Raw genomic sequence first — 17,744 nt, 5'->3', positions numbered from 1 at the left:
CGCGTAGCCGGTCAGCGCAGCCAGCATCTGGCCGGTCTGGTTGTTGTCGCTGTCGATGGCCTGCTTGCCGAGGATGACCAGCTGCGGCTGCTCTTTATCGACGATGGCTTTGAGGGCCTTGGCGATGGCCAGGGAGTTCAGTTCGTCGTTGCTCTCGACCAGCACCGCGCGGTCGGCTCCCAGCGCCAATGCGGTACGCAGTTGTTCCTGCGCGCCATTGGGGCCAACCGAGACCACCACGATCTCGCTGGCGACGCCTTTCTCTTTCAGGCGAACGGCCTCTTCCACGGCGATTTCGCAGAAGGGGTTCATGGACATCTTGACGTTGGCGAGATCGACGCCGGAGTTGTCCGCCTTGACGCGGACCTTGACGTTGTAATCGACCACGCGCTTGACGGCTACGAGGATTTTCATGGGAACTCCTGAAAAAAACCGGGCCTCGCGGCCCGGAACAAGGGGTGACTCTGGAATGGGTGCAACCTGTAGGAGCGAGCTTGCTCGCGAACAGACCCCGCTGCGGAGCTGTTCGCCAGCCACGGCCAGGTGTCCCCTTTGGTCGTACGAAAAACGGTCCGACCGCCAGCGTTATCCGGACCATCGGCGGATAACGATGGCGCGTGATACGCCCTGCGTTCTGCGGTTGGGTCGGGTTCGCGAGCAAGCTCGCTCCTACAGGTTCCGGCTTGCGCCGCTGCGCTCTTCGTAGGAGCGGCTTGGGTCGCGAACGGTGTCAGGCCGCCTCCATCAACCGGGCGAAGGCCTGCAAGTGATGGTCGTCGTCGCCGAACTGGTGGCTGATCATCACCAGGTGCTTGGCGTAGTGCGAGCCCAGGTATTCGTCGGTCAGGCCGATACCGCCGTGCAGCTGGATGCACTGCTCGGAGATGAAGCGCCCGGCGCGGGTGGCGATGTACTTGGCGGCCGCCAGGGCGCGGCTGCGCTCGGCGCTGTCGGGCTGGTCGGCGACGCAGGCGGCGAGAATCGCCATGCTGCTGGCCTGGTCCAGCTCCGCGCGCATGTCCACCATGCGGTGCTGCAGCACCTGGAAGGAGCCGATGGCCACGCCGAACTGCTTGCGGGTCTTCAGGTAGTCCAGGGTCAGCTCGCAGGTGGCTTCCATCGCGCCCACGGCCTCGGCGCACTGCGCGGCGATGGCGCGGCCCTGCTGGTAGCGCAGCGCGTCAAAGGCCTGTCCCGGTTCGCCCAGCACGCGCTCACTGGCGACGAAGGCGCCGTCCAGGTACAGCTCGCAGGCCTTGAGGCCGTCCGCGGTCGGGTAAACGCGGCGCTTCACGCCGGATTCCGCCGGGTCGAGAAGGAACAGGCCGATACCCTGCTCGTCCTGCTCGCCGCCGGCGACGCGGGCCGACACCAGGATCAGCCCGGCGCTGTGCCCGCCGATCACCGCGACCTTGCGCCCGGAGAGACGCCAGCCGCCGTTCACCGGCTCGGCGCGGGTGGCCACACTGTTCAGTTCGTAATGGCTCTGCGGTTCCTCGAAGGCCACTGCCAGTTGCAGCTCGCCGCTGGCGACGCGGGTCAGCAGCTGGTCCTTCTGCGCGTCGCTGCCCAGCTGGGCCAGCAGGCCGCCGGCGAACACCACCGATTGCAGGTAAGGCTCCAGGCACAGGCCGCGGCCCAGTTCGGTGTGCACCAGCATGCTCTCCACGCCGCCGCCAAAACCGCCGTAAGCCTCGGGCAGAGACACGCCGGTCAGCCCAAGCTCACCGAGTTGGCGCCAGAAGTCGGCGCTGAAACCCAGCTCGCCGCGGCGGTAGGCCTCGCGCTGTTCGAATCCATAGGCGTCACGTACCAGACGCGCCGCCGTGTCTTGCAGCATCTGCTGCTCTTGCGTGAGTTTGAAGTCCATGGTCGGCTGCCTCTCAGAGTCCGAGGTTCACTTTGGAAACGATATTCTTCTGGATTTCGTTGGAACCGCCGTAGATCGACAGCTTGCGCATGATGAAGTACTGGCTGGCGGCGGTGGCGCTGTAGTCGGTGTGCAGCAGGTCACCCGAGCAGGCCTCCATTTCCTCTTCGAGGAACGGCAACGCGTAGGGGCCGACGGCCTTGCGCAGCAGGTGGGTGATGGCCTGGCGGATCTCGGTGCCGCGTACCTTGAGAATCGAGCTTTCCGCGCCGCTGCCACCACCTTCGCGGGCGGCGGCGAGGATGCGCAGGTTGCTCATCTCGGCGGCCATCAGCTGCATCTCCAGCTCGGCGACCTGGGCGCGGAACAGCGGGTCGTCGATCAGCGGCTTGCCGCCCTTGCGCTCGCGCGCCGCGATGGCCTTGAGCTGGCGCAGCAGCTGCTTGGAGAAGCCGATGCCGGCCAGCCCGGTGCGCTCGTGGGTGAGCAGGTACTTGGCGCACGTCCAGCCGTCGTTTTCCTGGCCCACCAGGTTGGAAACCGGCACCTTGACGTTGTCGAAGAAGACTTCGTTGACCTCGTGCTCGCCGTCCAGGGTGATGATCGGGCGCACGCTGATGCCGGGCGTCTTCATGTCGATCAGCAGGAAGCTGATGCCGCGCTGGGCCTTCGCCTGCGGGTCGGTACGCACCAGGCAGAAGATCCAGTCGGCGTGCTGGCCCATGGTGGTCCAGGTCTTCTGGCCGTTGACGATGTAGTGGTCGCCCTCGCGCACGGCGCGGGTCTTCAGGCTGGCGAGGTCGGAGCCCGAGCCCGGCTCGGAATAGCCCTGGGCCCACCAGTGGGTCATGTCGAGGATGCGCGGCAGGAAGTAGGCCTTCTGCTCCTCGGTGCCGAAGTGGATGATCACCGGGCCGACCATCACCGCGCCGAACGGCAGCACGCGCGGCGCGCCGAAGATCGCACACTCTTCCTCGAAGATGTACTTCTGCACCACGCTCCAGCCGGTGCCGCCGTATTCCACCGGCCAGAGGGAGGCGTGCCAGCCGCGATCGTTCAGGGTACGCATCCAGAAGACGTTGTCTTCCTTGGAGAGGCGCTTGCCGAGCTTGACCTTGGCAGCCAGTTCGGCCGGCAGCTTGTCGCGCAGGAAGGCCCGCACTTCCTCACGGAAGGCCAGCTCTTCGGGCGTGTAGTGGATGTCCATCGAGGCGTTCCTCAGACCTGTTGTTCTTGTGGGCCGCTTTCACGGCGGGGGTTCACTGTCGAGTATCGGGACGTGGCGCGGGGCTGGCTGTAGTTCGTTCGGACCAATTTCGGGAGGGATTTTTTATCTTGTTCGGAAAGCAGAAAGCCCGCGCGGCATGGGCCGGGCGGGCTTTCTGTGCTTACCTGATGATTGCGTGCCTGGGCTACCCCCTCACCCCCAGCCCTCTCCCTCAGGGAGAGGGGGCAGCACGTGCCGGCTGACGCATTGGCTTCCTCCTGCACCGAACGGTCCCCTCTCCCTTCAGGGAGAGGGTTTCTCGTAGGAGCGAGCTTGCTCGCGAACAGGAGTCACCGGCCGCACCTACGCATCCGGAAAATCGGGTTCGCGAGCAAGCTCGCTCCTACAGGGTCATTTCCCCGTGGGATGTTCGTAGGAGCGGATCTTATCCGCGAAATCCTGACAGGACGTGCCATGCCCACCCTTCGCGGACAAGGTCCGCTCCTACAAGGGCAGGCACCGCGAACCATGTCCGGTCAGAGCGCCGCCTCGCTCCCCAGCAATGCCGTCACCTGGCTCGATAGCGTCCCGCCGTTGCCATGCAGCAGCGCGATATCGGCCTTCTTCAACTGCCGTTCCCCGGCCTGGCCGCGAATCTGCGTCACCGCTTCGAGGATCAGGAACATCCCGTACATCCCCGGATGCACGCAGGACAGTCCGCCGCCATTGGTGTTCACCGCCAGCTCGCCGCCAGGGGCGATGCGCCCACCCTGGACGAAGCGCCCGCCCTCGCCCTTCGGGCAGAAGCCGAGGTCTTCGAGGAAGAGGATGGTGTTGATGGTGAAGGCGTCGTAGAGCATCACCAGATCAATATCGGCGTGACTCACGCCGGCCATCTGCATGGCCCGCGGGCCGCTTTCCGAGGCGGCGGTGACGGTCAGGTCCGGCATGCACACCACTGAACGGTGCCACTGGGCGCCACCGGCGCCGAGGAAGTACGCCGGTGTGTTCGGCAGATCCCGCGCACGGTCGGCGCGGACCATCACGCAGGCGCCGGCGCCATCGGTCACCAGGCAGCAGTCGGCGGCGCTCAGCGGGTCGCTGACCATCCGCGCGGCCAGCACGTCGTCCATGCTCAGCGGGCCGCGGGCGAAGGCTTCCGGGTTGAGGTTGGCCCAGCCGCGAGCGGCCAGCGCCACTTCCGCCAGTTGCTCGCGGGTGGTGCCGTACTGGTGCATGTGCCGGCTGGCCGCCAGCGCATAGGAGGTGATCGGGTGGCGCGGTTTGTAGGCCGTCTCGTGCCATTGCGGCTCGCTCATCGACACCAGCTTGCCGCCGGCCGTGCGCTGGTTGGAGCCGTAGCAGATCAGCGCCACGTCGCACAGGCCGGCCTGCAGCGCCAGGGTCGCCTGCAGCAGGTGCCACTCGAAGCTGGAACCGCCGACGTTGGTGCCGTCGACGAACCTGGGCTTGATCCCCAGGTACTCGCACACCGACAGCGTCGGGAAGGCATGGGAACTGGTGGCGGAGAACACCGCATCGACGTCGGAGAGTTTCAGCCCGGCATCGGCGATGGCTTTCAGCGACGCCTGGCCGAGCAGTTCCATGGCGCTGAAGCCGTGGGCTTCACCGATGCCGGCGCTGCCGATGCCGACGATGGCGGTCTTGCCACGAAGGGACGTGTTCATGCCTGACCCTCCTCGACCACGTCGAACACCACCAGGGCCTGCCCGTCTTCCTCGATGACCCGCGCCTTCACGCGGCTGCCGATGGGCGCGGTTTCGCGGCCTTCGATGCGCGCCATCATGCGCACGCCTTCGTCGAGATCGATCAGCGCCACGTTGTGGCTGGCATTGCGCGAGCGGTTCACGGTGATGGCGTAGAGGCGCCCGGTGCCGGTGGCCTCGACCCACTCCAGGTCGGTCTCGCCGCTGCCGGGGATGGCCACGCGGGGGTAGAACACATGGCGGCCCGTGGAGGCGCTGCGCTGGAGCATGAAGCGGCCCCGCTGGAGGAACCGCTGGTACTGCGCCTCCGGCCCGATGGGCGCGGCGGCTGGGGAAGTCTCGACCATGACTGGCTCCTGGTTCATGGCGCACGGCCGTGCAGGCTGCGCGTGTTGTTGATGAAGGTGCCCTTGCCGCGCGCCACCAGGGTGTCGCCGTCGAGCAGGTCGCAGCTGGCCACGCTGATGCTGCGGCCGAGCTTGTGGATCTGCACCCGGACCTCGATCCAGCGCCCGAGCAACGCCGGGCTCAGGTAATCCATGTCGAGGTTGATGGTCGCCGGTGGCAATTCAGTTCCGGCGGTGAGCTTGATCGCCGTGCCGAAACCGGTGTCGGCCAGGGTCGCGAGGAAGCCGCCGTGGGCGATACCCAGCGGATTGAGGTGTTCGGGCAGCACCCGCGCGGCCACCCTGCGCAGTTCCACGTTGACGTAGACGCCGCGGCAATGGGTGACGAAGCCCGGCCGTTCCATGGGCTGGAAACCGGCGGGCACGGCGCCCTCCTCCTGGATGAAATCACGGGCACTCATGCGTCGCCCTCCGCGTAGCGCCGGGCCCGCTGCAGGCTGGCCCGGCACTCACTGACCATGCGCTCGAGCAGTTCGGCACAGCTGGGAATGTCGTCGATCAGCCCCACGCATTGCCCGGCGGTGACGATGCCGTCGTCCGCCTCGCCGCTTTCCAGTGCCGCACGGCCGCGGGCGCCGGCCACCAGGTGGCGGATGTCCTCGAACTGCGCGTTGCCGCGCTGTTCGATGCTCACCACCTCCTCGGAGATCGGGTTGCGCAGTACCCGCGCGGTGTTGTGCAGGGTGCGGAAGATCAACCGGGTGTCGCGCTCGGTGGCGCCCACCAGCGCACGCTTGATGTTGTCGTGGATCGGCGCCTCGACGGTGGCGCAGAAGCGCGTGCCCATGTTCACCCCTTCGGCGCCCAGGGCCAGCGCGGCGGCCATGCCTTCGCCATCGGCGATGCCGCCGGACGCGATCACCGGCACCTGCAGGCGCCGTGCCGCCAGCGGGATCAGCACCAGGCCGGGGACGTCGTCCTCGCCCGGATGCCCGGCGCACTCGAAGCCGTCGATGGATACCGCATCCACCCCCAGGCTCTGTGCCTTGAGTGCATGGCGCACGGCCACGCACTTGTGGATCACCGTCATCCCCGCGGCCTTGGCGCGGGCGATGTGCTCGCCGGGGTTGTTGCCGGCGGTCTCCAGCACCTTCACGCCGCTGGCGATGATCACGTCCAGGTAGCGCTCGTAGGGCGGCGGGTTGATCGACGGCAGCAGCGTCAGGTTCACGCCGAAGGGCTTGTCGGTGAGGCGCCGGCAACGCTCGATCTCCTCGCCCAGTGCCTCGGACGTCGGCTGCGTCAGCGCGGTAAGAATGCCCAGGCCGCCGGCGTTGGATACGGCGGCGGCCATCTCGGCGCGACCGACCCACATCATGCCGCCCTGGATGATCGGGTAGCGGATGCCGAGCAGTTCGGTAATACGTGTCTTCATGTCGGTTCTCCGCGATTCACTGGTCGAAGACGATGACCGAGCGCGCCAGTTCGCCTCGGCGCAGCTCGTCGAAACCCTGGTTGATCTGCTCGAGGCTGATGCGCTGGGAAATCAGCTCGTCGAGTTTCAGCCGGCCCTGCAGGTAGAAATCCACCAGCCGCGGCAGGTCCACCGGGAAGCGGTTCGAGCCCATGAATGAGCCCTGGATGCGCCGTTCGGCGAGGAAGTGCAGGCCGCTCAGTTCCAGCTTCACGCCGGGCTTGATCATGCCGATGACCGTGGCGCTGCCGCCGCGCGCGAGCATGGCGAAGGCCTGCTCGGCGGTCTGCTTCAGGCCGATGCATTCGAAGGCGTGCTGCACGCCGCCCCGGGTCAGCTCCAGTACCTGCTGCACGGCGTCGCCGTCGGCGGCATTGATCACGTCGGTTGCGCCGAAGGCCCTGGCCAGCTCCAGCTTCGACTCCAGCCGGTCGATGGCGATGATCCGCCCTGCTCCGGCCAGCGCCGCGCCGTTGATAGTCGACAGGCCGATGCCGCCGCAGCCGATCACCGCCACGGTCTCGCCCGGTCGCACCTGGGCGGTGTTGAACACCGCGCCGGTGCCGGTGATCACTGCGCAGCCGAGCACGGCGGCACGGTCCAGCGGCATGTCGCGGCGGATGGCGACGCAGGCGTTCTCGTGCACCAGCATCTGTTCGGCGAAGGCCGAGAGGTTCATGAACTGGTTCACCGGCTTGAGGCTGGCGACTTCGCTCAGGCGCGGCTCATCGTTCTTGCCGCGCTTGGTTTCCGGCGACACGCACAGCGACAGGTGCCCGGAAACGCAGTGCGGGCAGTGCCCGCAGAAGGCCGAGAGGCAGGTAACGACGTGGTCGCCGGGCTTCACCGAGCGCACCTCGGAGCCCACCTGCTCGACGACACCGGCCGCCTCGTGGCCGAGGATCACCGGCAGCGGCCAGGGGTAGGCACCCTCGATGAAGTGCAGGTCGGAATGGCACAAGCCCACCGCGCGGGTACGGATCAGCACCTCGCGCGGGCCGGGCTTGCCGATGGTGACGTCTTCGATGGTCAGCGGCGTGCCGGGTTGGCGCAGTACAGCGGCTTTCATGGCGGCTCCTCAGCGGGTGATCAGGGCGGCGACGGCCTGGCGCAACGGCTCGACGTAGGGCGGGCGCATCAGGTCCGGGCCGTCGGCCGGCTTGAACACCGCCTTGGCGTGGCTGAAGGTGCGGAAGCCGTCGCGACCGTGGTAGGCGCCGATGCCCGAAGGGCCAACGCCGCCGAAGGGCAGGCTTTCGACGCCGACGTGCTTGATCACGTCGTTGATCGTCACCCCGCCGGAGGTGGTGCGGCGCAGCACCAGTGCCTGCTCGTCGGCATCGCTGCCGAAGTAGTACAGGCCCAGCGGACGCGGGTGGGCGTTGATGTAGGCGATCACCTCGCCGATGGTCTTGTACGGCTTGAGCGGCAGCAGCGGGCCGAAGATTTCGTCCTGCATCACCTTCAGCTCGTCGCCGGGGTTGCGCAGCAGGGTCGGCGCAAGTTTGTGCCCGGCTTGCGCGGCGAAGTCCTCGCCGGCCGGGTTCAGCTCGATCAGCTCCACCCCCGATTCGCGCGCTTCGTCCAGGTAGCCTTGCAGGCGCTGCTGGTGGCGGGCATTGATCACCGAGGTGTAGTCGGGGTTGTCGCGCAGGCTCGGGTAGAGGCGCGCGATCGCCTCGCGGGCGCTGGCGATGAAGTCGTCCAGCGATTCCTCGGGGACGAACACGTAGTCCGGCGCCAGGCAGATCTGCCCGGCGTTGTGCAGCTTGCCGGCGATGATCTTGTGCACCGCGGCCTGAAAATCGGCCGAGCGGGAAATGATGGTCGGCGACTTGCCGCCCAGCTCCAGGGTCACCGGCACCAGGTTCTCGGCGGCGGCGCGCATGACGTGACGGCCGATGCTGGTGGCGCCGGTGAACAGCAGGTGGTCGAAGGGCTGGGCGCAGAACGCCTGGCCGACCTCCGGCCCGCCGGTGATCACCGCGACTTCATCCTCGGCGTACACCGCGGCGATCATCCGGGCGATCAGCGCCGAGCTGTGCGGGGTGAATTCCGAGGGTTTGATGATCGCCCGGTTACCGGCAGCCAGCACCCCGGCGAGGCCGGTGAAGACCATGTTCACCGGGAAGTTCCACGGCGTGACGATGCCCACCACGCCCAGCGGCTGGTACTCCACCCAGGCTTCGCCGCGTTCGCAGTGGCGCGGCTCGGGCTGCATCCAGCCGGCGAGCTGGGCCTTGGTCTGCTTCAGGCTCATCAGCGGCGAGAGCACTTCCACCACGCGGGAAAAGTCGTCGCTGCGCTGGCCGAAGTCCGCGCGCACGGCGGCGATGATCTCGTCCTGGTGATCGACCAGCAGGCCGATGGCGCGGTCGATCAGCTCGATGCGTCGCTCGGCGCTCAGCGGTTCACTGGACAGGTGCGCGGCGCGCTGGCGGTCGAGCACGGCGCGGATGGCGGCGCCGGGGCTGGTCTGGGTCATGGCGGTCTCCTGATGGATTCTTCTGGTTATTCGTCGTTGCGCGGCGTCGGCCACTGGTACAGCGGGGCTTCCTTGCGCAGGAAGCGGCCCGAAGCCTCCTTCACGTAGCCGGAGGTGAGCGCCACGGCCTGGGCGGCGGCTTCGGCGTCGAGCTGGGTGGCCAGGTCGTTCTCGAAGCTGCGGGCCAGCAGGCGCTTGCTCATGGCGAAGGCCGGCGGCGACATACGGGCCAGCGCACGGGCCAGTTCCTCGGCGCGTTCGCTGGCGCGCTCGCCGGGGTGGCTTTCCAGGGCGATGCCCAGCTGCACCGCTTCGGCGGCGCCGATCTCGCGGGCGGAATAGAGGATCTCGCGGGCGCGCTGCATGCCTACCAGGCGCGGCAACAGCCAGGAAGCGGCCAGGTCCGGCACCAGGCCGATACGGGCGAAGGCCATGCAGAAGCGCGCGCGCTCGCTGGCGATGACGAAGTCGGCGGCCAGTGCCAGGCTGAACCCGGCGCCGTAGGCTACGCCGTCCACCAGCGCCACCACCGGGCGGTCGAAGTCGGCCAGGGCGGCGAGCAGGCGGTTGGTTTCCGCCATGCGCATGCGCACCGCGCCGGCTTCGGGGGTGCCGCCCATGCTGCCGACGTCACCGCCGGAGCAGAACGCCCCGCCCGCGCCGGACAGCAGCAGCGCGCGCACCTCGGGGTTGCGCCGCAGGGCGGTAAGCGCGTCGATCAGCTCGGCGACCATGGCCGTGGACAGCGCGTTCTTGCGTTCCGGATTGGCCAGCGTCAGGCGCGCCAGTCCGTCTTCTATGCAGAGTTCGATGCTCGACATGCGTACCTCGCGGCAGGCATCCCGGCGCGAGTGGCCGGACCGCACGCGGCGGCCCGGCCCACCCGCATCACAGGGTGCGGGCGATGATTTCCTTCATGATTTCGTTGGAGCCGCCGAAGATGCGGCCCACCCGGGCGTTGGCGTACATCCGCGCGATGGGGTACTCGAGCATGTAGCCGTAGCCGCCGTGCAGTTGCAGGCACTCGTCGATCACCTTGCAGTTCTGCTCGGTGCTCCACCACTTGGCGATGGCCGCCGTCTCGCCGGACAGCTTGCCCTTGAGCACCTTGACCATGCAGTCGTCGACGAACGCGCGGGCGATGACGGCGGTGCTCTGGCACTCGGCGAGCTTGAAACGGGTGTTCTGCAGGTCCAGCAGGGTCTGGCCGAACACCTTGCGGCTGCGCACGTACTCGACCGTCTCGGCCACGGCACGCTCCATGGTCGCCAGCGCACCGAGGGCGATGATCATGCGTTCCTGGGGCAACTGCTGCATCAGCTGGACGAAGCCCTTGCCCTCCTCCGGGCCGAGCAGGTTCGCCGCCGGCACGCGCACGTCGTCGAAGAACAGCTCGGTGGTGTCCTGGCCCTTCTGGCCGATCTTTTCCAGGATACGGCCACGGCGGAAGCCGGGCAGGTCGCGGGTCTCGACCACGATGATGGAGGTGCCCTTGGCGCCCTTCTCCGGGTCGGTCTTGGCCACCACCAGGATGATGTCGGCGTGGTAGCCGTTGGTGATGAAGGTCTTCGAACCGTTGATCACGTACTCATCGCCGTCACGCACGGCGCGGGTCTTGATCGCCTGCAGGTCGGAGCCGGCGCCCGGCTCGGACATGGCGATGGCCGCCACCAGCTCGCCACGGGCCATCTTCGGCAGCCAGTCGAGCTTCTGCTGCTCGCTGGCGTAACGCAGCAGGTAGTGCGCGACGATGCCGCTGTGCACGTTGGTGCCCAGGCTGGTGCACATGGCGCGGCTCTGTTCCAGGGTGACGATGGCGTCGTGAGCGAAGTTGCCGCCACCGCCGCCGTACTGTTCGGGAATGCTCGGCAGCAACATGCCGAACTCGCCGGCCTTGAGCCACATGTCGCGGTCGATGTACTGCTGCTTCCACCAGCGCTCCTCATGGGGCACCAGCTCGTTGGCGATGAAGCGGCGAATGGAGTCCTGGAAGATCACCAGGTCGTCGGTGATCCACGGCGATTGAGTGGCGCTCATGGCGGCTCCTCGGCAAGCGATTCGGATAAGAAAGCCGGCCGCGCGAGGCGGCCGGCAAAGGGACGGTCAGGGACGACCGCCGCCGACAATCAGCACCTGGCCGGAGACGTAGTTGGACTCCGGGATGCAGAACAGGTACACGCCACCGGCGGCCTCTTCCGGGGTGCCGGCGCGGCCCATGGGGATCAGCGCAGCGGCGTTCTTCGCCATCTGCTCGCTGATGCCGACCTTCAGCTCGCGGCCGCCGACGTTGATGGTGGCGCCCTCGCCGGCTGCGGCGGAGGTCAGGCGGGTCTCGATCAGGCCGAAGGCGACGCTGTTGACGCAGACCTTGTAGCGGCCCCATTCCTTGGCCAGGGCCTTGGTCAGGCCGTTGATCGCGGACTTGGCCGCCGAGTAGTTGGCCTGGCCGGGGTTGCCCATCACGCCGGAGACGGAGGAGATGTTGACCACCTTGCGGAACACCTCGCGGCCTTCCTCGGCTTCCTTCTTGGCGGCTTCGCGGAAGTGCCCCGAGGCGGCGCGCAGGATGCGGAACGGCGCGGAGACGTGGACTTCCATGATGTCGTCCCACTGCTGGTCGGTCATCTTCTGGATCACGTTGTCCCAGGTGTAGCCGGCGTTGTTGACGACGATGTCGAGGCCGCCGAAGGACTCCAGCGCGGTCTTCACGAAGCGCTCGCCGAAGTCCTTGTCGGTGACGCTGCCGACGCAGGCGACGGCGCGGCCGCCCTCGGCGACGATCTGCGCGACCACTTCCTCGGCCGGGGCCGCGTCAAGGTCGTTGACCACCACGGCGGCGCCGTCGCGGTGCAGCTTGAGGGCGATTTCACGGCCGATGCCACGGCCGGAACCGGAAACGATGGCGACCTGGCCTGCGAGTTTGTTGCTCATTGTTGTTCTCCTGTTTCAGGCGTCCAGGGCCACGACGGCTTCGCCGGACAGTTTGATTTCACCCGCCTGGTTGCGGGTGGTGATTTCCAGGCGCAGGGTGCCGGCGGCCTCGTCCTTCTCCAGCACGCGGCCGGTGCAGGTGATGGCGTCGCCCAGCTGGGTGATGGCGGCGAAGCGCACCGAGAAGCTGCGCAGGCGTTCCTGCGGTACCCAGTTGGTCAGCAGCCGGCCGAGGTAGGCCATGGACAGCATCCCGTGGGCGAACACGTCGGGCATGCCGGCCTTCCTGGCGAAGTCGATGTCGACGTGGATCGGGTTGTGGTCCCCCGAGGCGCCGCAGTACAGCGCCAGGGTGGTGCGGTTCACCGGGTCGGTGGTGAAGCTTGGCAGTTCGTCGCCGACGGCGATGGCATTCAGGTTCACGTTCGGCTCCTTATCCGTTGCGCACGACGAGGCTGTTGCGCAGCTGCGCCACCAGTTCGCCGGCTTCGTTGCTGACGCGGGTCTCGCGCACCACGAACTCCAGGGCGCCGCCCTTCTTGTCGTAGATGTCGACGATCTTCGTCTCGAAGCAGAGGCGCTCGCCGGCGAAGGCCATGCGGTGGTAGGTGAAGCCCTGCTCGGCGTGCAGGATGCGGCCGAGGTCGATGTTCAGGCGCTTGAGCACCGAACCCGAGCCGCCGGCTTCCATGTCCAGGCAGAAGAGGAAGGTCGGCGGCACCGGCAGGCCGGGGTAGCCGGCGTCGCGGGCGGCGGTTTCGTCGGTGTAGCGCGCATCCGCCTGGCCGGTGGCCTTGGCGAAGAAGCGCAGGCGCCCCGCCTCCACCAGTTGCGTGTGGCGGGAGACCACCGCGCCGATATGGCTCTTGTCGATCATGCTCGCGGCTCCCGAATCACTGGCGCTGGAACAGGGTGACGACGCAGGCGCCGCCCAGGCCCAGGTTGTGCTGCAAGGCGAAGCGTGCGCCGTCCACCTGGGTGGCATCGGCGGTGCCGCGCAGCTGGCGGGTCAGTTCGAAGCACTGGGCAAGGCCCGTGGCGCCCAGCGGGTGGCCCTTGGACAGCAGGCCGCCGGAGGGGTTGGTGACGATGCGGCCGCCGTAGGTGTTGTCGCCGTCGAGGATGAACTTCTCGGCGGTGCCTTCCGGGGTCAGCATCAGGCCTTCGTAGGTGATCAGCTCGTTGGCGGTGAAGCAGTCGTGCAGCTCGACCACCTGGATGTCCTGCGGGCCGACGCCGGCTTTCTCGTACACGAGGTTGGCGGCGTTGCGGGTCATGTCGTAACCGACGACCTTGCGCATGTCGCCTTCGTCGAAGGTGCTGTTGCGGTCGGTGGTCATGGCCTGGGCGGCGATCACCACGTCGCTGCGCAGGCCGTGCTTCTTCGCGAAGGCTTCGGAGCAGACGATGGCGGCGGCCGCGCCGCAGGTCGGCGGGCAGCACTGCAGGCGGGTCAGCGGGTCGAAGATCATCGGCGAGGCCATCACTTCGTCGACGCTGACCACGTTGCGGAACACCGCCAGCGGGTTGCGCGCGGCGTGCTGGCTGGCCTTGACACGGATGCGGGCGAAGGTCTCGCGGCTGATGCCGTATTCCTTCATGTAGGCGCGCCCGGCGCCGCCGAAGAACTGCGCGGCACGCGGCGCGGCCTCGTCGAAGCCCTGCACCTGGGTCATGGTCTTGGCGAAGCGGTCCATCGGGCCGGTGCGGTCGGTGTAGGCGCCTTTGAGCGCGCCGGGCACCATCTGCTCGAAGCCCAGGGCGATGGCGCAATCCACGGCGCCGCTTTCCACGGCCTGGCGCGCCAGGAACAGCGCGGTGGAGCCGGTGGCACAGTTGTTGTTGACGTTGACCACCGGGATACCGGTCAGGCCGACGCCATACACCGCCGCCTGGCCGCAGGTGGAATCGCCGTAGACGTAGCCGACGTAGGCCTGCTGCACCAGCGCGTAGTCGATGCCGGCGTCGGCCAGCGCGGCCTTGGCCGCATTGGCGCCCATGATGTGGTACTCGTCGCTCTGGCCCGGCTTGGTGAAGGGGATCATGCCGACCCCGGCCACCACTACTTTATTGCTCATGTGTTTCTCCTTGGGGATGGGCGTGCCGCGCGCGGTCAGTTGACGGCGCGGTTCTGGTCTTTCCAGTAGGGGGCGCGCAGGTCGCGCTTGAGCACCTTGCCGGCCGCCGAGAGCGGCAGCGCGGCAACGAACTCCACGGATTTCGGGCACTTGTATCCAGCGATGTGCTGGGCGCAGTGGGCGCGGATGTCGTCGGCGCAGACGTCGCTGCCGGCGTGCAGCACCACCACCGCATGCACGGCCTCGCCCCAGCGCTCGTGGGGGATGCCGATCACCGCACAGCTCTGCACGGCCGGGTGGCGGGCCACCACGTTCTCGACCTCGGCGGAGTACACGTTCTCGCCGCCGGTGACGATCATGTCCTTGAGCCGGTCGACGATGAACAGGAAGCCGCGCTCGTCCATGTAGGCGCCGTCGCCGGTGTGCAGCCAGCCGTTGCGCAGGGCCTTGGCGGTTTCCTCCGGGCGGTTCCAGTAGCCGAGCATGACGTTGGGACCGCAGACGATGATCTCGCCGACCACGCCGCGCGGGACCTCGTTGCCCTCCTCGTCGACGATCTTCACCAGCCCGCCGTAGCCACCGCGACCGGCGCTGCGCACCAGGCCGCTGGCGATGCCCTCGGCCTCGTGGGTATAGGCCGGGCTCACCGAGATCACCGGCGAGGATTCGGTCATGCCGTAGGCCTGCATGAAGGCGATGCCGGGGAACTTGGCCAGGGCCTGCTCCAGCACCGGCAGGGAGATCGGCGAGGCGCCGTAGGCCATGCGCTTGAGGCAGGACAGGTCGAAACGCTCGAAGTCCGGGTGGTTGATCACCGCCTGCAGCATGGTCGGCACCAGCAGCATCTCGTTGATGCGCTCGCGCTCGATGGTCTGCAGTACTTCCAGCGGGTCGAACATCGGGATGAACACGTTGACGTCGCCGCTGATGACCTGGCTGATGCAGCGCGCCATGGCCGCGGTGTGGAACATCGGCGCGGCGTGCAGGGTGCGCGACTGCTCCTCGGCCGGGTATTCGGCCATGCGCGCCACGGCGGAGGACCAGAGGTTCAGGTGCGACTGCATCACGCCCTTGGGCAGGCCGGTGGTGCCGCCGGTGTACATGATCGAGGCGAGGTCGTTGCCGCCGCGCATGGCATCGGCGATGGGCGCGTGGCTGGCGATCAGGCCTTCGAAGGAATGCATGCCCTCGGGCGCCGCGCCGTCACCGACGTGGATCATCACCGGGGCGCGCTTGGCGCCGGCGCGGATGCCTTCGGCCAGGTGCAGGAAGTGGTCGTCGATCAGCAGGATTTCGGTCTGGCAGTCGTCCAGGGAGTAGACGATCTCCGGCACGCTCCAGCGGATGTTCACCGGGTTGAGCACGCCGCCGCCCCACCAGGTGGCCAGCATGTATTCCAGGTAGCGGTCCGAGTTCAGGGCCAGCATCCCGACCCGGTCGCCGCTGCGCATGCCCAGCGCCTGCAAGGCCGCCGCCAGGCACGCGACGCGCTCGCCCTGCTCGCGGAAGGTCCGCGTGCGGCCGCGGAAGATGGTCGCGACGTGGTCCGGGTCCTGCTGCAGCATGCGTTGCAGGCCTTGGGTCAGGTACATGGCAGGTCTCCAATCGATGTTGTTCTTGTGAGTTCGATACTAGGGATGGCCGTTGCCCGCGGCGTCGGTCGAAGGGATGAAGCTGCGGGGGATTGGCGGGTGGTTCGAAGGGACTAGGGCGGCGGGTCGGCCGATGAGTGTGCCGTTGGGCGGTTCGCGAGCAAGGACTAGGCGTCCCCCTCGGTCCTACGCAGAGCGGCTCGGAGCGAATCTGTAGGAGCGAGCTCGCTCGCGAAGCGGACTTGCCGGCAGCGCCATAAAAAAGGGCCGGGCGCCCGAAGTCGCCCTCCCCCACAACCTGCGTGTCAGCCCGCCAGCATCTCGCGACGGGCGGTGGCGCGGTCGCCCTGGCTGGCGCGCCGCTCCGCCAGCACCAGGTCGGCGCATTTCTCGCCGATCATGATGGTCGGCGCGTTGGTGTTGCCGCCCACCTGCAGCGGAATCACCGAGGCATCCGCCACGCGCAGGCCCTGCACGCCGCGCACGCGCAGCTGCGGGTCGACCACCGACTGCTCGTCGCCGCCCATGCGGCAGCTGCCCACCGGGTGGTAAACGTTGTCGCAGTGCTCGCGGATCATCTGCTTCACCGCCTCGTCGTCGCTGCCATCGAACTTCAGGTGGCCGTGGAACAGCGGCTTGCCGCCGAAGCGCGTGAGCACCGGTTGTTCAAGGATCCGATGCACGAGCTTGACGCCCTTGACCATGGTCGCCATGTCGCGCTCGTCCTGCAGCAGGTTCAGCTCGATCAACGGCTCGTCGCGCAGGTCGGCGCTGCGCAGGCGGACCTGCCCGCGGCTGTGCGGACGCAGCACGCAGACGTGGATCGAATAGCCGCTGCCGTAGTGGAAGGTGCGCCCGTGGTTGTCGCCTGACGACATCACGAAGTGCAGCTGGATGTCCGGGTCGGCCAGCGATGGATCGGTCTTGAGGAAGGCGCCTGCCTCGGTGAAGGTGCGGGTGAACAGGCCGCCGCGCTCGCGCTGGTACTTGCGCCACTGCCACAGGTAGCTCAGCGCGCCGCGCACGGTGACGCCGAACAGGTCGGTGCTGAAGATGCGCTTGTGCAGGATCAGGTCCGGGTGTTCCTGCAGGTTCTGCCCCACCTCGGGCGCGTCGTGCAGCGGCGCGATGCCCAGCTCCCGCAGGTGCGCCGCCGGGCCGATCCCCGAGGCCATCAGCAACTGCGGCGATACCAGGCTGCCGGCGCAGACGATCACCTCCCGCGAAGCGCGCAGCGTCAGCTCCTGGCCTTCGCGCTCCACCAGCACGCCGCTGGCGCGTTTGTCCTGGAACAGGATGCGCAGCGCGCGGGTACCGGTGAGCACCTCGAGGTTGGCGCGGCCTGCGTTGTGCGCGGGATCGGCAGCGTTGCCACGGTGCAGGTAGGCCCGCGCGGCGTTCCAGCGCTCGCCATTGAACTGGGTGACCTGGAAATAACCCACGCCTTCCTGCTGCGGCCCGTTGAAATCGGGGTTGTAGGGGTGGCCGGCACTGGCCGCGGCCTCGATGAAGTGGCGAGCCCAGGAGCACGGCGAACGGGGGTCGGTGACATGCAGCGGGCCGCTGCCGCCGTGCAGCGCGTCGTCCTTGCCGGCCACGCGCTCGTTGTTCTCGGCGCGCTTGAAGTACGGCAGCACCTCCTTCCAGCTCCAGCCCTCGCAGCCAGCAGCGGCCCAGCCGTCATAGTCCGAGGGCGTGCCGCGCAGGTAGAGCATGCCGTTGATCGAGGAGCTGCCGCCCAGCCCGCGCCCGCGCGGCAGGTAGCTGGCGCGCCCGGCCAGGCTGGGCTGCGCGGTGCTTTCGTAGGCGTAGTTGTAGTCGCCCTTGCGCGGGATGGTCAGCACCAGGCCCACCGGCACCGTCACCTTGCCGTGGTGGTCGTGGCCGCCGGTTTCCAGCAGCGCCACCGTGCAGCCGGCATCGGCCAGCCGCCCGGCCACGGCGCAACCCGCCGAGCCGGCGCCTACCACGATGTATTCGTACGAGCGTTCCATGGGTTCACCTTTCTTGTTGTTGTCCGTTCGGCCCCGCCA

17 protein-coding genes are annotated in these 17,744 nt (G+C 67.9%); all 17 read right to left on the bottom strand.

The features are described from left to right. Positions 1 to 414: electron transfer flavoprotein subunit beta/FixA family protein (locus tag ACNFIA_RS27510; RefSeq protein ID WP_416790166.1), on the bottom strand; the 414-nt coding region annotated here is incomplete at its 3' end. A gap of 316 nt (positions 415 to 730) precedes the next feature. Further along, the gene (locus tag ACNFIA_RS27505) at positions 731 to 1,870 is read right to left on the bottom strand and encodes an acyl-CoA dehydrogenase family protein (protein WP_416790164.1); all 1,140 of its coding nucleotides are present in this window, start codon (positions 1,868 to 1,870) and stop codon (positions 731 to 733) included. A gap of 13 nt (positions 1,871 to 1,883) precedes the next feature. Beyond that, positions 1,884 to 3,077: an acyl-CoA dehydrogenase family protein gene (locus ACNFIA_RS27500; protein ID WP_416790162.1), complete on the bottom strand. Its 1,194-nt coding sequence runs from the start codon at positions 3,075 to 3,077 to the stop codon at positions 1,884 to 1,886. A 536-nt stretch (positions 3,078 to 3,613) separates the two neighbouring features. Beyond that, a complete protein-coding gene (locus ACNFIA_RS27495; RefSeq protein WP_416790160.1) occupies positions 3,614 to 4,765 on the bottom strand; it encodes a thiolase in 1,152 nt (383 codons plus the stop codon). Then, on the bottom strand, positions 4,762 to 5,151 hold the full coding sequence (locus ACNFIA_RS27490) for a Zn-ribbon domain-containing OB-fold protein (protein WP_416790159.1): 390 nt from the start codon (positions 5,149 to 5,151) through the stop codon (positions 4,762 to 4,764). Before ACNFIA_RS27490 ends, ACNFIA_RS27495 begins: the two co-directional genes overlap by 4 nt. A 14-nt stretch (positions 5,152 to 5,165) precedes the next feature. Then, positions 5,166 to 5,612 (bottom strand): PaaI family thioesterase, encoded by a 447-nt coding sequence (locus ACNFIA_RS27485; RefSeq protein ID WP_416790157.1) that lies wholly within the window; start codon positions 5,610 to 5,612, stop codon positions 5,166 to 5,168. After that, positions 5,609 to 6,586 (bottom strand): NAD(P)H-dependent flavin oxidoreductase, encoded by a 978-nt coding sequence (locus tag ACNFIA_RS27480; RefSeq protein WP_416790156.1) that lies wholly within the window; start codon positions 6,584 to 6,586, stop codon positions 5,609 to 5,611. Before ACNFIA_RS27480 ends, ACNFIA_RS27485 begins: the two co-directional genes overlap by 4 nt. A 16-nt stretch (positions 6,587 to 6,602) precedes the next feature. Then, positions 6,603 to 7,694 carry a Zn-dependent alcohol dehydrogenase gene (locus ACNFIA_RS27475; RefSeq protein WP_416790155.1) on the bottom strand — a complete coding sequence of 364 codons (1,092 nt, stop codon included), beginning with the start codon at positions 7,692 to 7,694 and terminating at the stop codon, positions 6,603 to 6,605. Between the two features lie 9 nt (positions 7,695 to 7,703). Further along, positions 7,704 to 9,110, bottom strand: a complete 1,407-nt coding sequence (locus ACNFIA_RS27470; RefSeq protein WP_416790153.1) for a coniferyl aldehyde dehydrogenase — start codon at positions 9,108 to 9,110, stop codon at positions 7,704 to 7,706. 26 nt (positions 9,111 to 9,136) lie between these two features. Beyond that, positions 9,137 to 9,931, bottom strand: coding sequence for an enoyl-CoA hydratase/isomerase family protein (locus tag ACNFIA_RS27465; RefSeq protein ID WP_416790152.1), 795 nt, complete (start codon positions 9,929 to 9,931; stop codon positions 9,137 to 9,139). Between the two features lie 67 nt (positions 9,932 to 9,998). Then, positions 9,999 to 11,147 carry an acyl-CoA dehydrogenase family protein gene (locus tag ACNFIA_RS27460; RefSeq protein ID WP_416790150.1) on the bottom strand — a complete coding sequence of 383 codons (1,149 nt, stop codon included), beginning with the start codon at positions 11,145 to 11,147 and terminating at the stop codon, positions 9,999 to 10,001. A gap of 66 nt (positions 11,148 to 11,213) precedes the next feature. Beyond that, positions 11,214 to 12,041, bottom strand: coding sequence for an SDR family NAD(P)-dependent oxidoreductase (locus tag ACNFIA_RS27455; protein WP_416790149.1), 828 nt, complete (start codon positions 12,039 to 12,041; stop codon positions 11,214 to 11,216). A gap of 15 nt (positions 12,042 to 12,056) precedes the next feature. Then, a complete protein-coding gene (locus tag ACNFIA_RS27450) occupies positions 12,057 to 12,464 on the bottom strand; it encodes a MaoC family dehydratase (protein ID WP_416790147.1) in 408 nt (135 codons plus the stop codon). Between the two features lie 10 nt (positions 12,465 to 12,474). Beyond that, on the bottom strand, positions 12,475 to 12,918 hold the full coding sequence (locus ACNFIA_RS27445; protein ID WP_416790146.1) for a MaoC family dehydratase N-terminal domain-containing protein: 444 nt from the start codon (positions 12,916 to 12,918) through the stop codon (positions 12,475 to 12,477). 16 nt (positions 12,919 to 12,934) lie between these two features. Continuing rightward, a complete protein-coding gene (locus tag ACNFIA_RS27440; protein WP_416790144.1) occupies positions 12,935 to 14,119 on the bottom strand; it encodes a lipid-transfer protein in 1,185 nt (394 codons plus the stop codon). A 35-nt stretch (positions 14,120 to 14,154) separates the two neighbouring features. Beyond that, on the bottom strand, positions 14,155 to 15,711 hold the full coding sequence (locus ACNFIA_RS27435) for an acyl-CoA synthetase (RefSeq protein WP_416790143.1): 1,557 nt from the start codon (positions 15,709 to 15,711) through the stop codon (positions 14,155 to 14,157). A gap of 305 nt (positions 15,712 to 16,016) precedes the next feature. Next, positions 16,017 to 17,705: a GMC family oxidoreductase gene (locus tag ACNFIA_RS27430; protein ID WP_416790142.1), complete on the bottom strand. Its 1,689-nt coding sequence runs from the start codon at positions 17,703 to 17,705 to the stop codon at positions 16,017 to 16,019. Between the last annotated feature and the right edge of the window lie 39 nt (positions 17,706 to 17,744).

The organism is Pseudomonas sp. NY15437 (genome assembly GCF_048068435.1).
GTDB lineage: Bacteria > Pseudomonadota > Gammaproteobacteria > Pseudomonadales > Pseudomonadaceae > Pseudomonas > Pseudomonas nitroreducens_B.
This window is presented reverse-complemented; position numbering and strand designations above follow the sequence as displayed.

Coding starts and splice junctions, on each gene's coding strand:
- ACNFIA_RS27505 (WP_416790164.1), bottom strand. CDS start 1,870: ATGGACTTCAAACTCACGCAAGAGCAGCAGATGCTGCAAGACACGGCG.
- ACNFIA_RS27500 (WP_416790162.1), bottom strand. CDS start 3,077: ATGGACATCCACTACACGCCCGAAGAGCTGGCCTTCCGTGAGGAAGTG.
- ACNFIA_RS27495 (WP_416790160.1), bottom strand. CDS start 4,765: ATGAACACGTCCCTTCGTGGCAAGACCGCCATCGTCGGCATCGGCAGC.
- ACNFIA_RS27490 (WP_416790159.1), bottom strand. CDS start 5,151: ATGGTCGAGACTTCCCCAGCCGCCGCGCCCATCGGGCCGGAGGCGCAG.
- ACNFIA_RS27485 (WP_416790157.1), bottom strand. CDS start 5,612: ATGAGTGCCCGTGATTTCATCCAGGAGGAGGGCGCCGTGCCCGCCGGT.
- ACNFIA_RS27480 (WP_416790156.1), bottom strand. CDS start 6,586: ATGAAGACACGTATTACCGAACTGCTCGGCATCCGCTACCCGATCATC.
- ACNFIA_RS27475 (WP_416790155.1), bottom strand. CDS start 7,694: ATGAAAGCCGCTGTACTGCGCCAACCCGGCACGCCGCTGACCATCGAA.
- ACNFIA_RS27470 (WP_416790153.1), bottom strand. CDS start 9,110: ATGACCCAGACCAGCCCCGGCGCCGCCATCCGCGCCGTGCTCGACCGC.
- ACNFIA_RS27465 (WP_416790152.1), bottom strand. CDS start 9,931: ATGTCGAGCATCGAACTCTGCATAGAAGACGGACTGGCGCGCCTGACG.
- ACNFIA_RS27460 (WP_416790150.1), bottom strand. CDS start 11,147: ATGAGCGCCACTCAATCGCCGTGGATCACCGACGACCTGGTGATCTTC.
- ACNFIA_RS27455 (WP_416790149.1), bottom strand. CDS start 12,041: ATGAGCAACAAACTCGCAGGCCAGGTCGCCATCGTTTCCGGTTCCGGC.
- ACNFIA_RS27445 (WP_416790146.1), bottom strand. CDS start 12,918: ATGATCGACAAGAGCCATATCGGCGCGGTGGTCTCCCGCCACACGCAA.
- ACNFIA_RS27440 (WP_416790144.1), bottom strand. CDS start 14,119: ATGAGCAATAAAGTAGTGGTGGCCGGGGTCGGCATGATCCCCTTCACC.
- ACNFIA_RS27435 (WP_416790143.1), bottom strand. CDS start 15,711: ATGTACCTGACCCAAGGCCTGCAACGCATGCTGCAGCAGGACCCGGAC.
- ACNFIA_RS27430 (WP_416790142.1), bottom strand. CDS start 17,705: ATGGAACGCTCGTACGAATACATCGTGGTAGGCGCCGGCTCGGCGGGT.